Consider the following 24,003-nt stretch of genomic DNA (forward strand, 5'->3'; position numbering starts at 1 on the left):
ATTCTAATTAGGCTTTCACTTTAACAGTGTCGTATATAACTTGCCCTCCCATCGTACTAGCCAGAGCTTGTACGATAGGATGATTACTCAAATGTGTAATGGCTGCCTGCAATGCTTCTGCACGCTTGCTTGCCGCAAATTCTTCCGCTGTAACACCTTGGACTTCCTCAAGTGTGTCGATGATCAGCGGTACATGTACCTCAAAGAAACCGGACAACTCACGTTGTATTTGTTCATAACGTGCCTGATTGAGCATGTGTCCGTATTCTAATGGCACCTGTAATCTAAGCCCCTGTTCCGATGCATCCATCAAACAAGAGTTCATAACTATATTTTGTACTAAGCCCGTTAATTTCAACCGAGGCGCTACTAACCACCATAAATTCATGGTCATATCTTTAAAATGTGCGATGTCTGGCAAAGGCATCGCTAGCGCTGGCTGTGCAACGGTATCTGGATGTTTATCAATTAACGAAGGCTTTTCATTTACCGCCTCGACCAGATTAGCCGCTGTTGCATAAGGGTCTTCCGTTTCAGCAATGGCGCGTTCATCGGCTTCTTCGTCGCTTTCCTCATCGTCCATATCATTCGAATCATCATGCAACATTCTGGACAAGCGCTCAGCGGGGTCAATACCAGATGCTTTAGTAGACGGCGCTGGCGTTTCAGCTGTCACATGGTCGACCGCATCAACAGATTGCATAGCTGTCGTATTTTGCGAGCTGTCTGGCAGTGATTCATCCCATGGCGGCACATCATCATATGAAGGCTCATCAATTACTGGGAGTGAAGCGTCCATTTTGTTTTCTTGCGGAGGCGTTGCTTCGATTTCTTCATCAATCACCGCATTAACATTGACACTCTCAGCTGCTAGCGCATTTGGTTCCGGTTCAGCCTCTACCTGAGATTCAAGCGAATCACTACTTGCCAACGAGCTTTGCGCATCAATGCTTTCAGGCACATCGACAGCCTCTTCGGTTTTACGTTGCTCGACCACAGGCTCCGCTAACGAAGTGCTCTCTTGTGCCACATCAGCTGGTGAAGACGAAGCGGCCAAACGTTCAGGAGCTGGAGCTGGAGGCGCATCATAACGAACAGTCATTGCATTTGCAGGACGGAACGCGATCAACCTTAGCATGAGCATTTCAAAGCCAGACTTTATCGAATGCGAAAGCGGCAAATCTTTACGCCCAACCAACAAGCTTTGATACATCACTTGAACTTCTTCAGGTGAAACCGTTTGCGCAATATGCTTTATTCGAGCCAAATCACCAATCTGATCTTGCAACACCCCAGGCACTTGCTGCTCAACTGCAACACGATGCAGTGAATCCAACATGGCACCACATATCGACACAAAATCCGGCTGATAGTCTGCTAGTGCTTCAATTTTTTGCAGGGTTTGTGCTGCGTCTTTCGCTGCTACTGACTCAAGCAGTGCAAGAATCTGGCTTTGATTTACCAAACCTAGCATAGACGTCACACCAGTCTCGGTGATTTGACCGTCACCAAAGGCGATTGCCTGATCAGTCAGACTCAATGCATCACGCATACTGCCATTGGCTGCTTGCCCAATTTGCCACAATGCAGGTTGATCAAAGCTCACTTGCTCTGTCGTTAATACCTTTTGCAGATAGTCAACGACACGTTGTGCCGACATATTCTTCAAGTTGAACTGCAAACAGCGAGACAAGATCGTTACGGGTAGTTTTTGTGGGTCAGTTGTCGCCAACAAAAACTTAACGTGTTCTGGTGGTTCTTCTAACGTTTTTAATAAAGCGTTAAAAGAGTGTGTCGAAAGCATGTGCACTTCGTCTATTAGGTAGACTTTAAATCGACCACGAGTCGGCGCGTATTGAACGTTCTCAAGTAGTTCGCGGGTGTCTTCCACCTTAGTTCGAGATGCCGCATCGACTTCAATCAGATCAACAAAGCGACCTTCAGCAATTTCGCGGCAACTATCACACTCACCACACGGTTCAGGTGAAATGCCGTTGGTTTCACAATTCAGACATTTAGCAAAAATACGCGCAATGGTGGTTTTACCCACACCACGAGTTCCCGTGAACAAGTAAGCGTGATGCAAGCGCTGTTGGCGCAAAGCATTAACTAAGGCTTGCAATACGTGATCTTGACCCGCCATTTCAAGGAAGGTTTGCGGACGCCATTTTCGTGCGAGTACTTGATAGCTCATGCAATGTAATCTGGTGATGACTGGGACTGCCGTGTGCAGAATTGGACTGACTAACCTTTATTCAGCTTTCTTAAACAAAGGTAATATGCTGAATTTTAAGCTTTTTACGCTAAAAAAGAAATGCACTATTTGAGATAAAACATGAGCAATCCCCTCCCCAAAACAGGGAGGGGATGACAACCACTATTGACGGTCCGTAATCTTAAAGCCTTCTGGTACTTCAAATCGACTTTCGTGCTCAGCAGACATAGATGCCTTCTTAACTTCTGACATGACTGTTAGCACAGGTTTGCCTTCACCTAACCCCATCCAAGATTTAGCTTTCTTTTCCGCTTGATCAGATAAAAAATCACCTGCCATTGTTTGCAGAGATCCAAGCGGATCATTAGCATCAAAGCTTGGCTTCTGCTTTTCTACCTCAGGTGCTGGGCAAGTATTCACATCAGCATACCACTCTAGCTTAGCGGAGATCGCTTCACCGCCAACTGATGTCAGTTTTTTCAGCTCTGCCTCTTTACCTGCGGAAAACAACTCCATCAGCTTGGCAACATTATCATTAAAAATCTGCGCTAAAGGTGTTTGAGCAATAACCATGTCGTAATAACGCTTATCAAAATCATGCGCTATCTGCAAAGACTGATTATTTGAGGTATCAGTCATCCAGTAATCCATTGTTACAACATGCTTATCTTGATTTCCGTTCGAGTCTTCACTCACCACATCCCATTGAGCAACATACTGGTCTGCTTTAAAGCCATTAATCTGACGATCTTTGTCTTTAGGCGTAACAGTAAAATCATATTTAACGACTTTAACGGGACATGCTTCGGAACCAGATGGGTCGTATGAACCTTCTTCAGCTTCCCCTTCTGATTCAAGCTGAGCCCAAGGATTCAATGAAGTACAACCACTTAAGGCACATTCCATGTAGCTTTCTGTTTTATAATTTATATTCCAAATGAGCTTTTTATCGAGACGTGTCACCTCTCCTAAATGACCATCCCCAAGCAGCTTACCCGTGATCCAAGAATCATATTCATTTTTGGATTCAACTAGAGTTTTGTTCGCAGTGGTATAACGAATTTCTGAAATATTTCCATCTGGCAACAAATAACCACCTGTTCGAATATTGGTTTCAATCACACTCACATCGACTTTAGGTGTTGTGTCAACCGCCTGGCTGGCACATCCAATCAGCGTTAACATAGATGCAGATAAAACCGAGAGCTTTAGAGAATTCTTCACAAGAAACCCTTCCATGTAATATTTTATTTTTTTGATTTTTAAATGTTGTCTTCTTTTCTTTGAACACAACGTGAGAGCGAATACTAATCATCTATAAGCACAACTTCAAGAATGCAAAAAGGGCCAGCATTCGCTGACCCTTTTGAAATATCACATAAGCAATTAGTTTGCTTGTTGACCAGCTTGACGCTGACGCTGACGCTCAAGCTCTTTTTCACGACGGTGTTTTTCCACTGCATCGACAACTTCTGCGCCAATATGAGCTTCACCACGCCCTTTTGCAAGCTGAACTTGACGCTCACGCTCAACAAAACGACGGCGTTGTTCATCAGTGTACTTATCGAAGCAATGTGGACAGCTCACGCCTTGTTCAAAGCGCTCATCTTGCTTTTCTTCTTCAGTAATTGGCATACGGCAAGCATGGCACTGGTCGTATTCACCTTTCTCAAGCTTGTGATTCACCGATACTCGGTTATCGAATACAAAACACTCACCTTTCCACATAGTGTCTTCTTCAGGCACTTCTTCGAGGTATTTAAGGATACCGCCTTCAAGGTGATAAACCTCTTCAAAACCTTGCTCTTTCAAGTAAGCAGTGGATTTTTCACAACGAATACCCCCTGTACAGAACATAGCAACTTTCTTGTTCTTCTCTGGGTCAAGGTTTTCTTTAACGTACTGAGGGAACTCGCGGAAGGTGTCGGTTTTAGGGTTAACTGCGTTTTCAAACGTACCGATTTGGAATTCGTAATCATTACGTGTATCAATCAATACTACATCAGGATCTGAAATCAGTGCGTTCCAATCTTTTGGCTTAACGTAGGTACCGACCACTTTACGTGGATCAACACCTTCGACACCCATGGTTACGATTTCTTTTTTCAACTTAACCTTAGTTCGGTAGAACGGCATATCCTCATCGTATGACTCTTTGTATACGATGTTTTCAAGGCCCGGCTGCTGATCTAACCAAGCTAACATCGCATCAATGCCTTCACGGCTGCCTGCAACCGTACCATTGATACCCTCTTTCGCTAGCAGTAATGTGCCACGAATACCGTTATCTTCAAGGGTTTGACGAAGGGGGTCGCGCAACTCTTCATAGTTATCAAGCTGAACGAATTTATACAGGGCACATACAACAACTTTTGACACGTCTTTTTCTCCTAATGCGATCTGGAACGTAAAACCAGAGCCTTAAATTGAAGGCGCGCATTATAGGGAAAAGTCTTATAAATTGCGAATCTTATTGACCAGGATCAAGATTGTTTTGGATGTTGTTATTAACCCGAAACCACCCAGCAATACTGTGTCGTGTTCGCTTCGCCTTTAACACCTCATGAGGGAACTCTTCACTGAGGAACACAGCCAAACGTCCCTTTTTCGGGTGAAAGCGACCTAGCTCTTTATGCTCATCATTTTCATCAAAGAGAACAAACTCACCGCCATCACCTTCTTCCCAATTCTCATTCAGATACAAGACAGTCGATAAGACACGATTGCTTTTACCCTTGAATGTATCCAAGTGTTTCTCGTAGAAAGCGCCCTCTTCATAGCGAGCAAAGTGTGCTTCATAATCCCATAAACCAAGAAACAAACGACGGTTAAATTCTAGGCGCAGCTCCCCCATCGCATTGAGAAAAGCGCTACGGGCTGGATTGACTGGATCAATCCACCGAATGTAATCTCGACGGCGTTCCAGTGCCACCTGGTGATCCAATGAGCGACCGACTCCAGCCTGCTTCATATAGCTATTGTCGAGATCAGAGACATCTGACATCAAAGCTTCAACCATTTCATCCGAAAAGAAATCGTCCGTAATACTCCAGCCTTTCTCTCGTATATCCGCAAGCACTTTGTCAAACGGTGTCTCTGAAGTAAAAGGAACAATTGAACTCATGATGAAAACCTGTGTGGGACGTTGTAATGGGGCGAATGATACTGTAGCGTGCCCTGCGAAAACACCAACTTTTAACGATTTCTTAGCAAATGTATCAACTACGTGACTACCAGCAAGAAGCAGTCGACGCGACTCTTGATCACTTTCGAAAAAGCAATGAATCTGCTGTCATCGTACTTCCAACTGGTGCCGGAAAAAGTATAGTAATTGCTGAATTATGCCGACTTGCTCGCCAAAAGGTCATCTGCCTTACCCATGTAAAAGAGTTAGTTGAGCAAAATCACCAAAAACTCAACGCACTGGGTGTAGACGCTGGCATATTCGCTGCAGGACTAGGACGCAAAGACATCAAAAACAAAGTCACTTTCGCTAGCATTCAAAGCATCGCACGAGGCCTTGAGCAGCACCAAGAAGCTTTATCACTCCTAATCATTGATGAGTGCCACCGCATACCAAAAGATCAGCAAGGGCAATATCACCAAGTCATTGAACACTTTAAACAACTTAACCCGACACTCAAAGTATTAGGCCTTACTGCGACGCCATATCGTCTAGACAGCGGCTGGATTTATCACAAACATTGTTGGGGCTTTGCCCGCGACACAGAGCAACCTTTTTTCAGCCAATGCATCTATGAGCTGCCGTTAAGACGCCTTGTCAAAAACGGCTATTTAACGGAGCCAAAAGTCTACGATGCAGCTGTAGCACACTACGACTTTAACCAACTGCACAGCAACGAATACAATGACGATCAATCTCCAGTAGAACAACAACTCAACGAACTAGTCAGTAAACACCCTCGTGTCACGCAAGCTATCTGTGAACAAATCATCGAGCTCTCCAAGCAACGTAATGGCGTGATGATTTTCGCCAGCACCGTTGAACACGCCAAGGAAATAATAGGCTATCTACCTGAGCAAGAAGCCAAAATTGTCACAGGTGACACCCCCTTAAAAGAACGTGATCGGATCATCACCTCCTTTAAAGCTCAAAAGATAAAGTATCTTGTCAATGTATCGGTTTTGACGACTGGTTTTGATGCACCACACGTTGATGTCATTGCACTACTTCGCCCCACTGAATCCGTCAGCTTGTTTCAACAAATGGTTGGGCGTGGACTTAGACTCTCCCCTAATAAAACGGATTGCTTGATCCTGGACTACACCAACAGTGGTTACGATATCTTTCAGCCAGAAATCGGAACCAAGAAGCCCAACCCAAACTGCCAGCTTGTACAAATCGAATGCCCCCAGTGCGCACATCAAAACCTATTTTGGGGAATTAAAGCGGCTGACGGCACCATTCGCGAGCATTACGGCCGTCGCTGCCAGGGGCTAGTCGAAACATTGGACGGAGAGTTACAGTGTGATTATCGTTTTATCTTTAAGCGCTGCCCACACTGCGACGAAGAAAATGATATCGCCGCACGTCATTGCCAACATTGCGATGAGCGCTTAATCGACCCAGACGACATTTTGAAGAAAGCCTTAAACCTCAAAGGGCATAAAGTGATTCGTTGTCAAGCGATATCATGCAAGATAGAAAGCAATAAAGTACACATTACTTACCATGATGAGGATGGTGACGAACTTAAACAGAGCTTTAATTTTGATTTCAAAAAAGGCAAGCAACGCTTTAATGATGAGTTCGGACGTCGACTCGGCGAAGGGAGCACTCCCTTAGAGTTTGATAGCGCAGAACAAATCAAACCCTTCGCCAGTTACCTACCTAGCCCTGACTTCGTTATTGCAGAACAGGATAAAAAACACTGGCGCGTGACACAGCTACTTTTTGACTATCAAGGTCCCTATAGAAAAGCCAATGCCTTAAGCTAGCGTTTAGCTTGTAAGGCATTTTCAAAAGAAATCTTGAATGGCAAATTTAAGCCCTCCAATCGCTCTATTACTGAGCTATTAGAAAACTCGTTATTTGGCAAACACTCCATGAATACCAACCAATAGTTTGCCATCATATTTTCTGCAAACAGGTGAGCCGTTTTGGTATCAATACCTGCATCTAAAAAGCGCCTCGAGACGCCTTGGCTGATGGATTGCATCTGCTGACTATGAAAGCCGCCATTATTGATACTATCAGCTAAGATAATACGAGTAGCCTCAATGTTAACTGAGTAGAAAGGAAACAGAACCCTTACGATTTGAATAAGATACTCTGACGGAGAAGGTGTTGGAACTTGAGAGCCAACAGAAGAAGACAACATAACATCCATATCATCAAAGAATATCTCTTTAACAAGCTCCAATTTGTCCACATAATGAACAAAAAATGTACCAACTGCTACATTTGCTAGTCGGCTGATTTCGCGAGTTGTCGTTGCTTCAATGCCAAATTCACTAAAAGCACGTTTCGCTGAGCTCTTTATCTTTGTTCTTGTATTCGCCTTTTGCTGTTCTCTTTGGTTCAAAGAACACCCCTCCCTTTTGCTCTATGACAAGTTTAATCAAAAGGGCTGGTTGGGTGAACTATTAATTTCGAAAGGCAAACTCTTTCGGCTTTTTATTGACTCGACGACCAAGCTCTCCTAAATATCCAGCAATACGCTCAGCATTGTTACCGTGATCAGATTTTCCAGCCCTTGAACAGGAGCGCATATCTACAACGACATGTTCATTCTGCTGAGTTAAGCGTATGACAACGTCATTTCGCATGCCAAAAATCGGTGTTCTAGCAGTTGCTTCAATTACGCCAGCACTTGGATATTGTGAAACAATCTCCCAACCCAGCTCTTTCACTAAGGAGACAGCCTCAATGTACGTTTCTTTGAATGGTGCACCGGATATTAATGGTTTTATATTTGGGTAATATTCTTTCTGGACAGAAGCAGTTGAGAAATCATAAGCAAGGCCATGCTCTGATGCTTTCCTGATGTAAGCTATGTTGATAAATACAGGCGGGTTAGTTAAGTCAGTTGAAATATCATATAAGTCCGGCAACTTGGACTTTTGCATATATAGACCAACCCACATAATACTGTAAATGAAGGATACAACACCAACCAATATAAAGAACCGTCTACCACCAGCACTACACTCTTTACGACATATCAAAAGTGAAATAGCGGTTAATATTGTTAATACCACTGCAGCATAAACGGTCTTACGCAGCATATCAAAAGCTGTAACTGGTTCGATAAAACCAACTCGAACTCCTGAAATGGAGACAAACGCCGCACACCCAATCAACATCATTAAAATGTACAACACGGGCGAAATATATCGACTCATAATTCACTCATAAAAAACATCATGACGTAACCTTAGCTTGTCGAATAAATACTAGATAGCCCGTATTAAAGCGTTCTACAGTGATTCCACTAAATTTGCATATTTTGCGTAAAGAGCACTGATATCTAATAGAAAAATATTACAAAAAGAGTCAGAATTCGTAGCAAATTACTCTTTAAATTTGCCTCACTATCATGATAAATAAAGTTAATCGTAAGCACCTCCCTCACTGCGTCGACCTACTCCGTGACCAATTAGAACAAACTAGCAAAAGAGCATTTGTTGCTCGCGGGTCGAATACCGTACGCTGCCCTTCATGCCTCATGTCAGAATCAGCCTGCTTTTGTTCTGAACGCACCAGCATGGCAAGCCCAATCCAATTCACATTGCTCTATCACAATACAGAAATCCATAAACCTACTAATAGCGGTCGACTTTTGGCAGATTTATTCCCAAATCAGACTGAAGCATATTTGTGGTCTAGAACAGAACCAGAAGAAGCCTTACTAGAGCGACTAAATGCCTTCAGAGGTAATACGGCAATCCTTTTTCCTGAAACAGAAAAAAGAAAAGCATCAGGAAATTATTTGATTGCAGAAACCGCCGAAGACAAAATTGAGCACATCATTTTATTGGACGCTACTTGGCGCTTAGCCAGCAAAATGCTGCATCAAAGCCGCTGGCTTGATGATATTCCCACATACGGCATTAGCACCGAGGCCATTCGCTCTTTTAAAACTCGACATGCAAAGCATGACCATCAATTTGCTACAGCAGAAGTCGCCTCGATGTGCCTAGAGTCCTTAAATGCACCTGAAGAGGCTTCAGCCCTATTTAAGTATTACAACATTTTCAATGAGCGAAGCATGACGAGTAGGCGTCGATAGCAACCAGAAATTACACTTGAACACCTAGATTCACCAACAAACAACAGAATCGAACTGCACTTTAGCAAGAAACAACTAAACTAATCATAAATCGAAACTGATTTCCTTGGTGAGGTTTATGACCATTTGCTTAATTATGTTCTATGTGCACCTGTCTATTTCTCGCATCATGCCATCTTGGTATCAAAAGGACTTCCTTGACCCTTCATCAGAATATAAGCACGCCCACTTCAGGCGATTCAGTGGGCGCTATAAAGCTAAACGAAGACTTGTAAAAACGCTATGGACTGGAACCGGTTTCTTAATGCTAATTTTCCCTACACCTCCGATTTTGGTAGGAGGGGTATTGTTTAGCACATGCTTGTCGTTTGCGATCTTGGATGAAAGCGAGTAAACACCCTTAACTTGGTCTCATCAAAAGTGTCAAGCGACCATCTTCACAGAACTGGATCGCTTGCTTTTTCTTCTTACCTACCAAAACAGCATCGCTTTCTAAAAACAAAAATGCTTTCCATGCTCGCTTAAACACAGCCCAAGTTGTCTCAAGAACTAAATCCGCATGGCAACAGAAGTACGCCCTTGTATCATCACCCCAATTTTCAAGGTGCGACAGCATCATATCAGGCACACTCTCCTCATCAGACTCCCAGGCCTGCTCCCATTCGCATGTATCAACGATGTTCTTCTTAACCCATACGTCGCCCGAAAACAGATCAGGATATAAAAAAGAGTCGGAAACGTAATCCCGCCAGATGTTTGCGCCAGCAACTTCACTTAAAAGCTTAATTTGCTCTCGATCATCAGCCGACACAAAAGGCTCCTCCCTTTTAAACACCCACTCTTTACCAGAAAGTGAAAGGGAACGGTATTGAGACATATAACCACCTAATTGATGAAAAAAAATAACCTATTTAGTGAAAAAACAGCGTTTGTGACTCTCAAATGAAAGCACTAAGCTATCAATGTAGTAATAAAACTACATTTTATATTTTACGGAGATTTAAACATGTACACATCAGAAGACGTAAACACATCCGCTTTGTATAACCTGCACTACACTGGCGCAGCTAAGCAAACCAAAGATTCACAAGAACAATATGAGGCTTTGTTGTCAAAATGGGGCGTAACTCACTCACAGTACCACAGCGAAAGCCTTACAACTCACGTTGCAAAATCCTTCAAAAAGGTTGTTTTTGCGACAAAATCACTGTTTAGCTTCGTTAAAGCAGCTCCTGTTTTAGGTAAACAGCACTCTGGTGCTCACCTGTAAAACATTAACTTTCAATAACACTTTGAATTCACAGAAATTAAGCAATTGGGGAGAAAAAGAATAACACCCCCTTTCCTTTCTCTATTCAGACTCGCTACACTTCTGTAAGAAACTTACTTACACGCAAAGGAGTTGTAATGCGTCCAGATTATCAAGCCATTCTGTTCGATTGCGACGGTGTCATTGTCGATACCGAAACACTGTCCTCAAATATCCTTAAACAAATGCTTCATGAAGTTGGGTTAAATGTAGACGATCACACACTTCATACTCAATTTGCAGGATTTACCACGCAAGAATGTCTCGAACTAGCAGAATCGATGCTTGGGAAACCACTTCCCGAAACCTTTCCTGAGCAATACAGACAAGCATTTAACAGCGCAATTCAAAATTCATTAACGCCGATAGAAGGCGTGGTTGAGCTTCTTAACTCAATCCGCTGCCCTATTGCCATGGCTACTAATGCAAAGCGTGCAGAGATGGAGCTAAAGCTTGAGCTTATCCAGTTAACACACTTTTTCAAAACACGCTTTGCCGTGGATGATGTCACTCAAGGCAAGCCTGCACCGGATTTATACCTAAAGGCTGCCGATGCACTAGGTGTTGCCCCAGAAGACTGCATTGTCATTGAAGATTCTCTTGCAGGCATTCAGGCCGGAAAAGCGGCTGGTGCAAGAGTTTATGCGTACAGCGCTGTTTTACCGGCGAGTCTTCAGAAAGAGGCTGGTGCTGATGCAACCTTCGCCTCCATGAAAGAGCTTCAGAGCCTCCTAGGGCTTACATCGTAAATTAAGACTCTAATGACATCAGTTGTTTAAGCAGACTACGCGGCAACTCTTTAATAATGAGTTCGCCAGTGTCTGCATTGAACTCAATACTTTCACCAAGAAGATCGGTATCAAAGCTCAATGTCAGAGATCGGTTTGAACCAGAAGCGCGGGTTAATTTCTTTAATGCAGCCTTTTCAACGAAAATCTCTTTTTCTACCTGAAAAGCATCTGACTCAGCAATCTCCAAAAATTTCGACGCCTGCTCTGCGGAAAAGCGTGACTCTATTTGTCTGGCAATATCAGTTAGCTCTAACGGCTCTCTTTCTTCAGCCTTCTCCAAACATTGTTCTGCTACAGCACGTTTAAATTCATTGGCTGCTTTAGATGGGAAAGACTGAGATTGGCAAAAAGCGGAAGCAGCTTCTACCAACTTACGTGTTTCTTTAGCTGCGACTTTAGGCTCATCACAGCCAATAAACTGAGTAAAATATTCACTTTCCCATTTTGGTGCTTTACCAAAACGGAACGCAATATACCGTGTATCATCACGATCATGATAAGCAGATAAATTGATTCGCAAAGCCATATGCAGCTTATCTGTTTCTAGAGGGTTCACTTGGGCAAAGCTCAAATCATCTCCCAGCGTAATCCCTGTTTTGCGCTTCAATAGAACGATAAACAGAAAGTGTGAACCACCTAGCTCGTAATGGTTAAACCATAATAAACCACCTTCAGCCTCAGAAACGCTCTCAAGAAATCGGACGTACTCAGCAGCGCACGCCTTACTGAATGCAGCAAAATCATCGAACTCAGAACCAGTAAAATGCTTGTGAAGCAGCGCAGGCAACTTACTCCCTTCTTCACTGCCTTCTGGGTTGGAAAATTGTCCAGTGTTCATACCAGAACGGTTAAATAAGTGTGTAACCTTGTCGGCTAGTTGTTCCGCATCAGAATCAATTGGGTTTTCATTTGGGCGAGCGACCAGCATCGCCTTAGATTCACCCTCTTCTTTTTGAACTTCGTGAACAATTAAATTGACAATAGACACTAGTAACCTCTTACGATTAATATGAATGGTTTGTAATATGCATTCGCCAACAGGAGCAACCTAAACAAGCGTAATGACTAAACCAGTTAAAACAAAGGCGCAAACTCGAAAAGAAATCGAATCACAAGTTGAGCGATTTATACGCCAGCAAGGCGAGATTAAGCAAGTTGAAATGGGCGCTTCCGGCTTACAAGATGGCAAGTATAACACGAGCCATATAGGATTTATTGAGCCTAAAAAAGATAGAACCCCTCTAAATCATGTTGTTGCCGCCATCCAGCAAAGAAAGTCGGATAAAAAAGCACCAACTCCTCCTTCCAAGGAACAATCAAAGCAACCTAAGAAGAAAATCATCTACGACGATTTCGGTGATCCAATCCGGTACGTCTGGGAAGATTAAGGAAAGTCTTTGTAACCCTCACTGCATCTTTTGATAGCCTTGCTAAGTTACTCTACCATAAGGAAATTCATCCACTTGGAGAGAGAAAAGATGAGTATACGTTATTTACATGCAATGATTCGTACCGCTAACCCAAAGGCAAGCCACGAATTCTACACTAAAGGCCTAGGGCTAATTCAAACTCGCCGCTATGACAGTGAAAAAGGCCAGTTTTCACTGATTTACTACGCAACAGAGCAAGGCGCTCCAGAAGTCGAGCTGACACACAACTGGGATGACAGAACTTATTCCGGTGGCGATCAATTTGGTCATCTTGCTTTCGAGGTCGAAAATATCTATCAAGTTTGCCAAAATTTACAAGACATGGGCGTTACCATTCTTCGCCCACCACGCGATGGCCACATGGCATTCATTAAAGACCCTAATGGTATTTCCATTGAGCTATTACAAGCAGGTGACTCACTCGCAGCTCAAGAACCATGGGCATCAATGGAAAACACAGGAAGCTGGTAACATTTCATTACAAAAACACACATTGTGAAACCATAAAAGCACTAAGTGTACAAATAGAGGCTAGAGTTCATGAACTTTAGCCATCTATAGTTACCAGATGACTCGTTAACCATGGACTACCACAATGAATTTATCTCATATTACCAAAAGTGGACTGGTGATCGCGGGCTTAGTCTGTTCGCCCTTTTCACTCGCAAATGAACCGCTCTATACGAGCGCAAACCTACCTGAAAACATTGCTGATGATGATAAAGACGGGGTTATTAACATCCGTGATTTTTGTCAAAATACAATTTTGGGTGCGAAAGTTGATAATGATGGCTGCCCCACGCAATCAACTCACCTACAATCTATTAATCTTGAAGTACTTTTCGATACGGGTAAGTTTGACGTAAAACCAATGTACTATCCTGAGATTCAAAAGCTTGCCGATTTCATGAACGCCAATCCTAATACAACAGTCATTATTGAGGGACACACAGACAGTGTTGGCGATGACAAGGATAATATTGAACTGTCTCGAAACAGAGCCAATGCTATCGCATTAGTGGTAATTCGTCAGTTTGGGGTAAGTCGAGATCGCATAAGAGGTATTGGTTTCGGTGAATCTCGACCTATCGCTACTAACGATACTGCACAAGGTAGAGAACAAAATCGTCGTGTGGTAGCTGAAATATACAGCGAGCAAACTTCGCAGGCTAAGCGTTGGAACATATACAGTGTTGATGATATGGCTATGAACTCCAGCTCGCCAACATCACAATTTAACACTAGCAGCAATGGCATGCCGCAAACTGATTTACAGTTTGATACGAGTGGCAATGCCACAGGTTGGTAAGAAAAGTAACGCGTCTTTTCCTTAGTGAAACGACTTTACTATCACTGTAATTTTGTCAAACGAGGCCTAAATTGCCTCGTTTTTCTTATATTAGTAATAAAAAAACCCGATTAAGTCTTCCTAATCGGGTTTGCGATACAGTTTAGTGAAAAAACCTGTCTTTCAGGCAAACAAGAATTGCTTAATGTTTTGGATGAACTAGATCTTCAACTACTTCCTGCTCTTCATGCAAATCATTTGTTTGATCCGCTTTCGGTAAAATTAGGTTCAATAGAATTGCAACCAAACCACATAAACTTACGCCCTGTAAGTGCCAGCCTGATCCCCCAAGGGTCATGCCACCGATACCAAATACCAATGTAACGGCAACAATTACAAGGTTGCGCTGCGCACTTAGGTCGACTCGAGCCTTGATTAATATATTCATACCAACACCTGCAATAGAACCAAATAACAGGATCATAATGCCTCCCATTACAGGTGTTGGAATGGTCTGAAGGAACGCGCCAAATTTCGCAACAAAAGCCATAGTGATAGCGAATAATGCAGCCCAAGTCATAACAACAGGGTTAAAAGCTTTCGTTAACATCACCGCACCTGTTACCTCAGAATAGGTAGTATTCGGCGGACCACCAAACAAAGACGCTGCGGATGTGGCTAAACCATCACCTAACAACGTTCTGTGCAGACCAGGTTTTTGAACATAGTCCTTGCCGGTGACGCTACCAATAGCTAATACATCCCCCACATGCTCAATCGCCGGGGCGATAGCAACAGGCAACATGAAAAGAATGGCTGCTAGCTTAAATTCTGGCATAACAAACGCAGGAATACTTACCCAATCACTGCTTTGAATCGCAGAGAAGTCAACCAAGCCCATGATCGTAGCAACTAGGTAACCTACACATACGCCTGCAATAATAGGAACTAAGCGAAATACACCCTTTGCGTATGTAGCGACTAATAAAGTAGTTATTAAAGCGGGCATTGACACCAAAATAGCATCTGCATAAGGGAACAATTGCGCTGAACCATCACCCGTTTTTCCCAAGGCCATATTGACCGCCACAGGGGCCAAACCTAAACCAATGACCATGATAATGGGACCAGTTACGACAGGAGGCAAAAGTCGATGTAAAAAACCAGGCCCCCTTAAAGCCACCAAAATTGACAGCAATACATAAACCAAGCCTGCGCAGAAAAGCGCCCCCATTGTTGCCGCCTGCCCCCATGTTTCCACTGCAAAAATGATCGGTGCAATGAAAGCAAATGATGAACCTAGAAAAACTGGAATAGATCGTTTAGTACAAAGTTGAAAAATCAATGTACCAAAGCCCGCGGTAAATAGCGCAACACTAGGATCTAAGCCTGTAATTAGAGGAACAAGCACTAATGAACCGAACGCCACAAACAGCATTTGTGCGCCCGCTAACAACAACCGCCAACCTGCTTGAGACTGAGTAATATTAGAAGAATTCATGTGAAGAGAGCCGCCATATTATTTTGTGCCGAAAATTTTATCGCCAGCATCACCTAAGCCAGGAACAATGTATCCTTGTTCATTTAAGTGACTATCGATGGAAGCTGTGTAAATATCCACATCAGGATGCGCTTCTTGAACCTTCTTAATGCCTTCTGGCGCCGCCACTAACACGAGTGCTCTAATCGTCTCACAACCATGCTTTTTAAGCAGATCAATGGTAGCAATTAGTGAACCACCGGTTGCAAGCATTGGATCTACAACCAATGACATACGTTGATCGATATCGCTTGCAAGCTTATCGAAGTAGCTCACAGGCTCCAGTGTTTCTTCATCACGATAAATGCCTACAACACTGATTTTTGCACTAGGAATTAGTTCTAAAACGCCATCCAACATACCTAAGCCAGCACGTAGAATTGGAACCACCGTAATCTTCTTACCGCGTATACGCTGACATGTGGTTGGCCCACACCAACCATCTTGCTGATAATCTTCTAACTCTAAATCCTTCGTTGCTTCATACGTCAGTAAGTTACCAACCTCAGATGCTAGAAGACGAAACCCACGGGTACTCATTTTCTGATTTCGCATCAAGCCAATTTTATGTTGTACAAGGGGGTGACGAATTTCATAAACGCTCATGGAAACCTCTTTTTTAGTGGCATTGATCTTGACTGAATGGTCATTTTCGCACATTACAAACGCCTAGGCGATATAAAGTGGCCCAGTTTTTGCGTTAAAATAATAACTTAGCCAACAACCCTACCCTGAAAGCAAAAGCAGGTACGACAGTGTACAAAGATTACACTATTTGGATATCTGCTCCCTAAGTCATTTTGTCATATTAATCCCACCTTTAAACAACGATAATAAAAAAGGCAGAAAAACATGATAAAAACAAAATTAGCATTAGCTGTTCTTGGTGCGGGTATGTCTTCGCAACTTCTGGCCATCGAACTAGGAGAGTTCAATGGCACAAAATTTAGCATTGGGGGCTACCTTAAAGCAGAAACTGTTTTTGACCGACCTGAGGATGGTGAAAGCTCTGTAGAAGGCAGCGTCAGACAGTCACGGCTGAATTTTTCAACCACAAGTACAGTCGATGGACACAAGTTACGTGGTTTTATCGAAGGCGACTTTTGGGATAATAATACCGCTGCTGACAGTAGCTACGCTTGGCGCTTACGTCATGCCTACCTGAATATTGATAACCTAACGATTGGTCAGACCTGGAATGGGCAATTCTTTGCTAATGCCCCATTTGATACCGAAACTCTCAATTTTTGGGGACTTGGAATTGGTACCATTGCGGGAAATGGTGCGCCCATTCGACCTGATTTGGTTATTCATTATGTCAAAGATGGTTTGAGATTAACCTTACAAGACCCTTTGTATGATAAAGCGGATAGCCCTGATGCAGTGCTTGCGTACACCCATCGTACCCAATCTGGTCATGCTTTTAATATTGCCGTGACGGGTAGAGAAGTTGATACTTCCCCGTCTATTACTACCGACGACGAATCGGACTTCGGCGCTGCAATTTCATTAGCTACTAAACTAAAGTTTGGTGACACAACAGTTAGCTTAAGTGGTTTCACAGGAGAAGGCGCAGCAATTTATGCTGGCTGGGGCTACAATGGTTCTCGTGGACTTGACGGCCAAATGGAAGTGGATGAAAACGGTGATATGATCACAACCACTGGCTTTAGCGCCGGTATTGGTCATAAATTCTCAAATAAAATTCGCGCCAACCTGCGCTATGGGCAAGTAAAAGCTGGTGATTCAAGCCTTGCTGAAGACACATTAAAACAGACCGCCGTGAACATGATTTACTCCTACATGCCCAATGTTGAACTGGGCATAGAACTGAGGGATCAAAATGCAGGAAATCGACCACCCTCTTCACAAGGCTCATCCATTCGACCTGAAGGCAAACAAGTTGAGCTAATGGCAATGTATAAATTTTAAACGTCTATTTCTCACATGACACAAATGACCCTAGCATTTCCCCTTTGCTTGGGTCATTTACTCGCTTAGGGGTCATTCAGTCACAGTTATTGCGTAGTGTCTGTGACGGCAATTCTCCGACATGTTCCCGATACTGCGCTGAAAATCTGCCTAAATTTGTAAAGCCGTATTTTAAAGCGACCTCAGTAACATTCCGTACTTGATGATTCATACTTAATTCCAAATAAACCCTATCAAGCTTTAAACGTCGCACGAAAGAAGCTGGCGTCATGCCTAACTCCCGATCACATAAATTATAAAGAGATTTACGACTGATCTTACAAAGATAAGCCAATTCATCAATTGTGATGTCCTGCAAAATACGTCCCTGCACGTAATCTCGAATCCTTTCAATTAAACGATGTTGACTTGATACATTCTTGCCACTACGCGTTAAGTTACAAGAAAATGTCCCTAAAATTGCGTTAGATAAGAGCTTGTTATAATAAGTAACTCCCCTGCCGCATAAGTAATCTGAGGGTTGTTGTAAAATATCCTGTAATAGATTAATCAAAGATCCAGTAGATGGCAGTCGCTGTTTTATATAGTTAAATTCTATAGGGGCTTCAGACATTTCATAATTAAATTCGCGAGCTGTTTGCCTCATTAGAGTTTCTGGTATACGCACAATCAGTTTTTGGCAATCAGCATTATAGGTACTAATAAAGGAGGAATCAGGTGACACCACCAATGCCTCTCCAGCGTTTAAGTGTTGCTCAATGCCATGATATAGAACAGTACCTTCTCCTTTGAGAATAATTTGTAGATGATAATGGTCGACCATCTTTGGCGTTTCGATTTGCACTGCGCAGCCAAAGCAATGCTCTGATATGGTCACTTCGCCAAAATATTTCAGTTTTACAACAGCAGACTCGATATCCGCTGATTTTTGGGTTAACTCATGCTTTTCAAAGTCTTTACTTATTAGAAACTTAGAAACAGTTAGAGCGGAAACTTCATTACACTCGTAATCACATGCGCTGAGAGACATACTCATTTCAGCCCCCATTATTTTTATAGTAGGAAATTTGATGTGCCGCATAATTGTTTATAAACAAAACATTTTAACTTTAAAGGTTTTTTTGCAATGACACTTATCCAAATTGCGCGACATTGATCACAATTTTGCATAGCAAACCTTATGATTGTCTCTCTATTTGATAGAGGCGCTGAGCGTTAAACGATGAAGTTACATCATGGAAAATCAAAAATGCGTGTATTGACTTTATTTTGAATCGATCGACAATTAAGATACATTTCTTTACATTAAACCAATACAGAATTAAAACATTACAAAATAAGTGCTTTCTTCCACTCACTTTTGACTAAGGTTGTTAAATATACACACATTATTGTTCAAGGGATTTGAATGAATGACCAGTGAATATTACAAACAACATCAACAGAAGTTCACAAGACTGATAGAAGGTGCTTTGTATCCAAAAGGAGAAATTTGGACAGAAGTGGCGAATTATGTGAAAGCCCACCCTGAGCAATCTCATTATACTCTGAGTGAACTGGAAGAGCGTACCGGTAAACGCGGCTATAGCATGTTGACTGCCGTTCTTCGCCTTTCAATGGCGCCATATAATTTATTCGAGACCACTTTCAAGCTGTGCGATGTGTCTAAGAAAGTAATTAATTTAAACTTACATGACTACCAAAAATGCGCACTGAACGGTGGCTATCGGCTTCCAGAAGGCGAGTTTCTTCCTCTTGAAACAGTCAACAAACACCTCATAATACAAATGAAGATTTTGAGCCATAACTCGCATTGAATACTGCGCTTATTCTCGCCAATGATACAACAGCTTTAGGAACCAAACTCAACTGCTTTCGCTACGTGATCATGCATAGATTGAGAATGGTGACTTCAACAAACTCCATTCAAATAATTAGCTTGCACCGAAAGATCTGATTTTCAAATGCAAGCCAATCTGCAACGTTTAAGGCTTATTTTACATACTCAGTGTCGCGCTCACACCAACTGTACGAGTTTGCCCAACTGACGCCCGTACAGCACGTCCACCATTGATCTGATAGATGATATCTTCATCGGTCAAGTTTTTCACATAACCGTCAATCGTTAGGTTGCCATTAACATATTGAATACGTGCATCGGTACGAACATAATCACCTGCTTTGTATTCCTCGTTATTGTCCAGTCCTGAGTAATATTCTCCTACATAAGTCATGTCTGCACCCAATGACCAATTTTCTCCTAAATATTGCGTGAAACCAGCACTGACATTGCTCTCTGGAGCACTTGGCAAATCATTGCCTTTTGACGTTTCATACTCATCAATCTCACTGCGCAATAAACCTAAATTACCCCGCAACTCTAGGTTATCCGAGAGCCAAGCAATTGCTTCGATTTCTAAGCCATAAGTGTGTGCCGAATCAATATTATTGATGCGGTCGTTATACATGGCTTGATAATCAGAATAATTGTTATAGAACAAGGACACGTTCAGGTTGGTACCGTTTGAAAACACACTCTTACTACTGACTTCATAAGCAATCACCTCTTCGCTGTCGTAAGAGTAGAACTCTCGAGTAGAGTCCCATTGATATGCAGATCCCCCTGGGCTATAACCTTTACGAATATTTGCCCCAAGTGTAGTGCTATCTGATATAGCATGCGTGATACCTATTTTCGGAAGAAAATGGGTTTCACTATCTTCGTGATCAACATCGATACGACCATCATTAATGATCAATCGATCGGCATCCTCTTGCTCTAAACGCGCACCACCGATTAAATTAGTTTGATCTGACAAAGAAAACGTTCCTTCACTGTATAATGCTAACGTAGCGGTCGACGTATCATTAGACGTGTACCAATCTTGTCCTCGATAAGTTATATCGGTATCCGCTTCTTTTTGCGAAGCGTAGAACCCTAAAACACCGGAAAGCGCCCTGTTAGGTTGATCAAATATCAAACGATTCTCTAGGGTCGTGGTATCCTTAACGACATCCAGCATAGTCGTACCTGGATACTCTGCAAAGCTCACATCACTGGTGCTATATGCTAAACGTAGTGAATTAAGTATGCCATTCCCTAAGTCGTAATCCACATCCGTAGCGATGGAGTCAACAGTTGAGTCTTGAAGACGGGTATTACGTCCATCACCTAACGTCATCATTGGCGGAGAAAATTGATTAGCCGAGTTGTTTGCCCAGCTTAAATATTCCCCATCATAAGCGTGATGTTCGACCGTCAACTTAGCAGATAAATTACGATTATTAGTAGGCTGCCATAATAACTTACCACGAATATTATAGTTTTCAGCGTCATCTACATCAGGGCCGGTATCGAGCTCATCAGCTTCTTGGCCATACTTCATCCAGCCATCGCCTTTTGTACCATCTAATGCAAGTCGATAAGCTAATTCTTCATCGATCAACGCTCCCGAAGACATTGCCGCCAAATTGTATTTAAGGTTGCCATTTTCATAGCTTTCAAGGCCCGCTCTAACGGAGGCCTCGTCAATAAAGGTTGGATCATTGGTTTTGATGACCAAAGCTCCCGCAATAGAGCTGGTGCCTTGAGTTGTCGACTGCGGCCCACGTAATACCTCAACTTGTTGCGCATCCCATACACCACTAGGCGTGAAGTTATACCCTGCCCAATCCTGAGTCCCCCCATCAATCACGGTCGCTACGCGTGAACGAGCCCCTGTTATCAATGCATACCCCCCCGAGGCTGCACCGTTACCACTCATGCCTCGAATCGCCACATTGCCAAATGACGACACAATTACGTTGGGTACTTGAGTCGCCACCTCACGTAAGCTTTTATTTTCACCACTGGCTAGATCTTCACCACTGATAATAGTTACGGCTGTAGGAGTATCTTGGATATTCTTATCCATTTTTTCCCCTGTCACTGTCAAGGTATCCAAGGCTACAGAGTCTTCAGCCTGTACTTGAGAAGCTATCAAAACACTGTTAATTGAAATGACTGAAAGAGCCACCAGTGATAGAGAACTGGGGCATATAGTTTGAGCTAAGCTACGAGACATGATGGTTACTTCCTTAAATTAACTTAATTCCATCGATAAAAGCGCTAAAAACGCTAAAAACGCTAGTGAAATTCTAAATCGAAAAAATCACAATTGCTAATGGTAATTGTTATCATTTAATTATTTAGAAAGTTTTTCCTATGCTTCGTGTTTATTCATGAGCAATTTCAAATGGGACATTTCTGACCGATCCGTTAATTTTATCCCTGTATTTAAGCTGGTAAAACTGGCATCCTTTTTTCATTACAAGGCTTAACTACAATAATAATAAGGATACGAGCATGGGTATTAATTTGCGGGATTGGATCCGCCATATCGGTATTGGTGGGCGTCTTTTTTTAGCATTTGTTTTGATCTCGTCCATTACAATTGTTGCCAGTACTCTCGCTACAAACACTTATCTAAAATTGCGAGGCAAGCTAGAGCTACTTCAACACCAAGACATACCAGGTTTAGATGCTGCGGCAAAACTTAACGATAAAAGCCGCCTCATTGTCTCTACGGCTCCTCTATTGGTAAGCAGCGAATCAAATGCCTCACGGCTACAAGCTATGGTCGAGCTTAATATTGCCATTGATGAGATGGATCAGTTGATGCGCAACTTGCCCGATTACAACCGCTACTTCGTCGAACTGATCACTCAAATTCATAATAGCCTGACCTTACTTAATCAAAACGTTGAACAAAGAGAACTTGTTCATCGAGACTTAGTCATGGCTTTACATTTGATATTTCCTCGCATCGAGCAATTAATCGATCAATTTAAACAATCTCCACCAGCAGACGTCTTATCAATTATTAGCCACCTTTATTATTTTTCTGGTATGGCCGAGAAAATCAGAAATGACGCATCTTTTAACGATTTAGACTATACCTTTTTACATTTAGAACGACTTGGAGAAGAACTCCAGGTAAATGCCAGCAAGTTGGATATACCGCCCGACACACACTATGAGTTACAAAGTCTTATTAAGATGGGGTCACGTAAGGGAGAGCTATTTCTACTTAAAAATCAGGAACTTGATCTACTTTACCAACAGTCTTTTTACCTTCAAAACAGCCAAAACCATATTCAACAGTTGGCCGCTCAGATCAACCAATACACCAATCAAACTAACACTAGTATTGGCACGTCACTAGACAACGCTATCAAGTCAATCAACATCAGCATCCGTAGCGTGCTGCTGCTGTCATTAGCAAGCCTTATCGTAGCCGGGGCAATATCCTGGTTTTATGTGCAAAGAAATGTGCTGCAGCGAATTCAAGAGCTTCAGAAAAACATGCGTGCCATCGCCAGCTCAAAACTGGATACACAAATTCGTATTCTTGGTGACGATGAAGTATCAAGAATGGCTATGGACCTTAAACACTTTCAAAATACAGCCATCCAAGTGGAGCAAACAAATCACAAGCTTGCGGCCGAAATAGAAGAACGTATCGCCGCCGAAGCACAACTCAAAACTACACAAAATGAGCTGGTGCAAGCAGGAAAATTGGCAGCACTGGGGCAACTTAGTGTTGGTATTACCCACGAAATCAATCAACCCCTCACCGCCATAGCAAGCCAGCTGCATATTTTAAGGCGCCGTTTAGACAAAAATGAACCAGAACAAGCCCGCGAGACAGTGGTTAAAATATCACATTTACTCGATAAAACGGCCTCAATCACTCGCCACCTAAAAACGTTTGCAAGGGTCGCTGAAACCGAACTGTCCCCTGTGTCAGTTAATGAAGTCATTCAAGATACTGTTGATCTTATGTCAAATCGTTTGAAAGAACCCCCATGTCAGTTTGACTATCAAGCACCTTCCAAAACAATTACCGTACTGGCTGAGCCAATACGCTTAGAACAAGTGCTGGTGAACTTGTTGAGTAATGCTTTAGATGCATTAGAACAAAATGACCGTCAAGCAGCCGATGCGAAGGTTAGCATCCAAGTTACTGACCTTGGGTCTGTGGTTGAGATTCAAGTGGAAGATACAGGCATTGGCATTGAGCCAGACAAACTTGAGCTGATCTTTGACCCCTTTTACTCACAAAAGGAAGTAGGACAAGGGCTCGGACTCGGCTTGTCTATCAGTTACAACATTATTCAAGACTTTGGAGGACGTATTCGCGTCTGCTCCACTTTAGGTAAAGGTAGTTGTTTTACTCTGATATTAAATAAGGCAGAGCAATAAA

Annotated in this window: 22 protein-coding genes; 10 read left to right on the forward strand and 12 right to left on the reverse strand. The window is 42.7% G+C overall.

Going from position 1 to position 24,003, the window contains the following annotated elements:
• Window positions 1-7: 7 nt before the first annotated feature.
• The 4 genes from dnaX to ACXAC1_RS17495 form a co-directional block, all read right to left on the reverse strand.
• Window positions 8-2,194, reverse strand: coding sequence for a DNA polymerase III subunit gamma/tau (gene dnaX, locus ACXAC1_RS17480; RefSeq protein WP_475063132.1), 2,187 nt, complete (start codon window positions 2,192-2,194; stop codon window positions 8-10).
• 183 nt (window positions 2,195-2,377) lie between these two features.
• Window positions 2,378-3,439: a hypothetical protein gene (locus tag ACXAC1_RS17485; protein ID WP_475063133.1), complete on the reverse strand. Its 1,062-nt coding sequence runs from the start codon at window positions 3,437-3,439 to the stop codon at window positions 2,378-2,380.
• Between the two features lie 162 nt (window positions 3,440-3,601).
• Complete coding sequence (gene trhO / locus ACXAC1_RS17490) at window positions 3,602-4,594, reverse strand: oxygen-dependent tRNA uridine(34) hydroxylase TrhO (RefSeq protein ID WP_475063134.1); 993 nt, start codon at window positions 4,592-4,594, stop codon at window positions 3,602-3,604.
• Between the two features lie 91 nt (window positions 4,595-4,685).
• Complete coding sequence (locus ACXAC1_RS17495) at window positions 4,686-5,339, reverse strand: 2OG-Fe(II) oxygenase (protein ID WP_475063135.1); 654 nt, start codon at window positions 5,337-5,339, stop codon at window positions 4,686-4,688.
• An 89-nt stretch (window positions 5,340-5,428) separates the two neighbouring features.
• Between ACXAC1_RS17495 and radD the strand changes: the two genes are divergently transcribed.
• Entirely contained in the window at window positions 5,429-7,174 is a 1,746-nt protein-coding gene (gene radD / locus ACXAC1_RS17500) for a DNA repair helicase RadD (RefSeq protein WP_475063137.1), read from the forward strand.
• Here radD and ACXAC1_RS17505 read toward each other — a convergent pair.
• Together ACXAC1_RS17505 and ACXAC1_RS17510 are read right to left on the reverse strand one after the other, a co-directional pair.
• A complete protein-coding gene (locus ACXAC1_RS17505; protein WP_475063138.1) occupies window positions 7,171-7,761 on the reverse strand; it encodes a TetR/AcrR family transcriptional regulator in 591 nt (196 codons plus the stop codon). The genes radD and ACXAC1_RS17505 overlap by 4 nt on opposite strands.
• 61 nt (window positions 7,762-7,822) lie before the next feature.
• Window positions 7,823-8,581, reverse strand: coding sequence for a DUF1499 domain-containing protein (locus ACXAC1_RS17510; RefSeq protein ID WP_475063140.1), 759 nt, complete (start codon window positions 8,579-8,581; stop codon window positions 7,823-7,825).
• A 194-nt stretch (window positions 8,582-8,775) separates the two neighbouring features.
• Here ACXAC1_RS17510 and ACXAC1_RS17515 point away from each other — a divergent pair, with 194 nt between their 5' ends.
• Window positions 8,776-9,468: a tRNA-uridine aminocarboxypropyltransferase gene (locus tag ACXAC1_RS17515; RefSeq protein ID WP_475063142.1), complete on the forward strand. Its 693-nt coding sequence runs from the start codon at window positions 8,776-8,778 to the stop codon at window positions 9,466-9,468.
• A gap of 400 nt (window positions 9,469-9,868) precedes the next feature.
• Here ACXAC1_RS17515 and ACXAC1_RS17520 read toward each other — a convergent pair whose 3' ends face one another.
• Entirely contained in the window at window positions 9,869-10,345 is a 477-nt protein-coding gene (locus tag ACXAC1_RS17520; protein WP_475063143.1) for a DUF2947 family protein, read from the reverse strand.
• Window positions 10,346-10,474: 129 nt separating this feature from the next.
• Here ACXAC1_RS17520 and ACXAC1_RS17525 point away from each other — a divergent pair, with 129 nt between their 5' ends.
• The gene (locus tag ACXAC1_RS17525) at window positions 10,475-10,738 is read left to right on the forward strand and encodes a hypothetical protein (protein WP_475063145.1); all 264 of its coding nucleotides are present in this window, start codon (window positions 10,475-10,477) and stop codon (window positions 10,736-10,738) included.
• Between the two features lie 137 nt (window positions 10,739-10,875).
• The gene (locus ACXAC1_RS17530) at window positions 10,876-11,526 is read left to right on the forward strand and encodes an HAD family hydrolase (protein WP_475063146.1); all 651 of its coding nucleotides are present in this window, start codon (window positions 10,876-10,878) and stop codon (window positions 11,524-11,526) included.
• A 1-nt stretch (window position 11,527) separates the two neighbouring features.
• Here ACXAC1_RS17530 and ACXAC1_RS17535 read toward each other — a convergent pair whose 3' ends face one another.
• Window positions 11,528-12,556 (reverse strand): nucleoid-associated protein, encoded by a 1,029-nt coding sequence (locus ACXAC1_RS17535; protein WP_475063148.1) that lies wholly within the window; start codon window positions 12,554-12,556, stop codon window positions 11,528-11,530.
• A 73-nt stretch (window positions 12,557-12,629) separates the two neighbouring features.
• On the opposite strand from ACXAC1_RS17535, the gene ACXAC1_RS17540 reads away from it, so the two are divergent.
• From ACXAC1_RS17540 to ACXAC1_RS17550, 3 genes are all read left to right on the forward strand, one after another.
• Window positions 12,630-12,956 carry a hypothetical protein gene (locus tag ACXAC1_RS17540; RefSeq protein WP_475063150.1) on the forward strand — a complete coding sequence of 109 codons (327 nt, stop codon included), beginning with the start codon at window positions 12,630-12,632 and terminating at the stop codon, window positions 12,954-12,956.
• A gap of 90 nt (window positions 12,957-13,046) precedes the next feature.
• The gene (locus ACXAC1_RS17545; protein WP_475063152.1) at window positions 13,047-13,469 is read left to right on the forward strand and encodes a VOC family protein; all 423 of its coding nucleotides are present in this window, start codon (window positions 13,047-13,049) and stop codon (window positions 13,467-13,469) included.
• Window positions 13,470-13,593: 124 nt separating this feature from the next.
• Window positions 13,594-14,307 (forward strand): OmpA family protein, encoded by a 714-nt coding sequence (locus tag ACXAC1_RS17550; RefSeq protein WP_475063154.1) that lies wholly within the window; start codon window positions 13,594-13,596, stop codon window positions 14,305-14,307.
• A gap of 181 nt (window positions 14,308-14,488) precedes the next feature.
• Here the strand turns inward: ACXAC1_RS17550 and ACXAC1_RS17555 are convergent, their stop codons facing one another.
• Window positions 14,489-15,787, reverse strand: coding sequence for a uracil-xanthine permease family protein (locus tag ACXAC1_RS17555; protein ID WP_475063155.1), 1,299 nt, complete (start codon window positions 15,785-15,787; stop codon window positions 14,489-14,491).
• Window positions 15,788-15,805: 18 nt separating this feature from the next.
• Complete coding sequence (gene upp, locus ACXAC1_RS17560) at window positions 15,806-16,432, reverse strand: uracil phosphoribosyltransferase (RefSeq protein WP_475063156.1); 627 nt, start codon at window positions 16,430-16,432, stop codon at window positions 15,806-15,808.
• 246 nt (window positions 16,433-16,678) lie between these two features.
• Here upp and ACXAC1_RS17565 point away from each other — a divergent pair, with 246 nt between their 5' ends.
• Window positions 16,679-17,758, forward strand: coding sequence for a hypothetical protein (locus ACXAC1_RS17565; RefSeq protein WP_475063158.1), 1,080 nt, complete (start codon window positions 16,679-16,681; stop codon window positions 17,756-17,758).
• A gap of 76 nt (window positions 17,759-17,834) precedes the next feature.
• On the opposite strand, the gene ACXAC1_RS17570 is transcribed toward ACXAC1_RS17565, so the two are convergent.
• Window positions 17,835-18,794, reverse strand: coding sequence for an AraC family transcriptional regulator (locus ACXAC1_RS17570; RefSeq protein ID WP_475063159.1), 960 nt, complete (start codon window positions 18,792-18,794; stop codon window positions 17,835-17,837).
• Between the two features lie 376 nt (window positions 18,795-19,170).
• Between ACXAC1_RS17570 and ACXAC1_RS17575 the strand changes: the two genes are divergently transcribed.
• On the forward strand, window positions 19,171-19,575 hold the full coding sequence (locus ACXAC1_RS17575) for a hypothetical protein (RefSeq protein WP_475063161.1): 405 nt from the start codon (window positions 19,171-19,173) through the stop codon (window positions 19,573-19,575).
• A gap of 180 nt (window positions 19,576-19,755) precedes the next feature.
• On the opposite strand, the gene ACXAC1_RS17580 is transcribed toward ACXAC1_RS17575, so the two are convergent.
• Window positions 19,756-21,822: a TonB-dependent receptor gene (locus tag ACXAC1_RS17580; RefSeq protein WP_475063163.1), complete on the reverse strand. Its 2,067-nt coding sequence runs from the start codon at window positions 21,820-21,822 to the stop codon at window positions 19,756-19,758.
• A gap of 281 nt (window positions 21,823-22,103) precedes the next feature.
• Here ACXAC1_RS17580 and ACXAC1_RS17585 point away from each other — a divergent pair, with 281 nt between their 5' ends.
• Entirely contained in the window at window positions 22,104-24,002 is a 1,899-nt protein-coding gene (locus ACXAC1_RS17585; protein WP_475063165.1) for an ATP-binding protein, read from the forward strand.
• Window position 24,003: the final 1 nt, after the last annotated feature.

Source organism: Marinomonas sp. AWM4_232 (assembly GCF_056158325.1).

What these genes read in the sequence shown, in the direction of transcription:
- ACXAC1_RS17570 (WP_475063159.1), bottom strand. Translation starts at nt 18,794, where the DNA reads ATGAGTATGTCTCTCAGCGCATGTGATTACGAGTGTAATGAAGTTTCC.
- ACXAC1_RS17550 (WP_475063154.1), top strand. Translation starts at nt 13,594, where the DNA reads ATGAATTTATCTCATATTACCAAAAGTGGACTGGTGATCGCGGGCTTA.
- ACXAC1_RS17540 (WP_475063150.1), top strand. Translation starts at nt 12,630, where the DNA reads ATGACTAAACCAGTTAAAACAAAGGCGCAAACTCGAAAAGAAATCGAA.
- ACXAC1_RS17520 (WP_475063143.1), bottom strand. Translation starts at nt 10,345, where the DNA reads ATGTCTCAATACCGTTCCCTTTCACTTTCTGGTAAAGAGTGGGTGTTT.
- ACXAC1_RS17525 (WP_475063145.1), top strand. Translation starts at nt 10,475, where the DNA reads ATGTACACATCAGAAGACGTAAACACATCCGCTTTGTATAACCTGCAC.
- ACXAC1_RS17555 (WP_475063155.1), bottom strand. Translation starts at nt 15,787, where the DNA reads ATGAATTCTTCTAATATTACTCAGTCTCAAGCAGGTTGGCGGTTGTTG.
- radD (WP_475063137.1), top strand. Translation starts at nt 5,429, where the DNA reads ATGTATCAACTACGTGACTACCAGCAAGAAGCAGTCGACGCGACTCTT.
- ACXAC1_RS17585 (WP_475063165.1), top strand. Translation starts at nt 22,104, where the DNA reads ATGGGTATTAATTTGCGGGATTGGATCCGCCATATCGGTATTGGTGGG.
- ACXAC1_RS17575 (WP_475063161.1), top strand. Translation starts at nt 19,171, where the DNA reads ATGACCAGTGAATATTACAAACAACATCAACAGAAGTTCACAAGACTG.
- ACXAC1_RS17530 (WP_475063146.1), top strand. Translation starts at nt 10,876, where the DNA reads ATGCGTCCAGATTATCAAGCCATTCTGTTCGATTGCGACGGTGTCATT.
- dnaX (WP_475063132.1), bottom strand. Translation starts at nt 2,194, where the DNA reads ATGAGCTATCAAGTACTCGCACGAAAATGGCGTCCGCAAACCTTCCTT.
- ACXAC1_RS17545 (WP_475063152.1), top strand. Translation starts at nt 13,047, where the DNA reads ATGAGTATACGTTATTTACATGCAATGATTCGTACCGCTAACCCAAAG.
- ACXAC1_RS17515 (WP_475063142.1), top strand. Translation starts at nt 8,776, where the DNA reads ATGATAAATAAAGTTAATCGTAAGCACCTCCCTCACTGCGTCGACCTA.
- upp (WP_475063156.1), bottom strand. Translation starts at nt 16,432, where the DNA reads ATGAGCGTTTATGAAATTCGTCACCCCCTTGTACAACATAAAATTGGC.
- ACXAC1_RS17580 (WP_475063163.1), bottom strand. Translation starts at nt 21,822, where the DNA reads ATGTCTCGTAGCTTAGCTCAAACTATATGCCCCAGTTCTCTATCACTG.
- ACXAC1_RS17495 (WP_475063135.1), bottom strand. Translation starts at nt 5,339, where the DNA reads ATGAGTTCAATTGTTCCTTTTACTTCAGAGACACCGTTTGACAAAGTG.
- ACXAC1_RS17510 (WP_475063140.1), bottom strand. Translation starts at nt 8,581, where the DNA reads ATGAGTCGATATATTTCGCCCGTGTTGTACATTTTAATGATGTTGATT.
- ACXAC1_RS17565 (WP_475063158.1), top strand. Translation starts at nt 16,679, where the DNA reads ATGATAAAAACAAAATTAGCATTAGCTGTTCTTGGTGCGGGTATGTCT.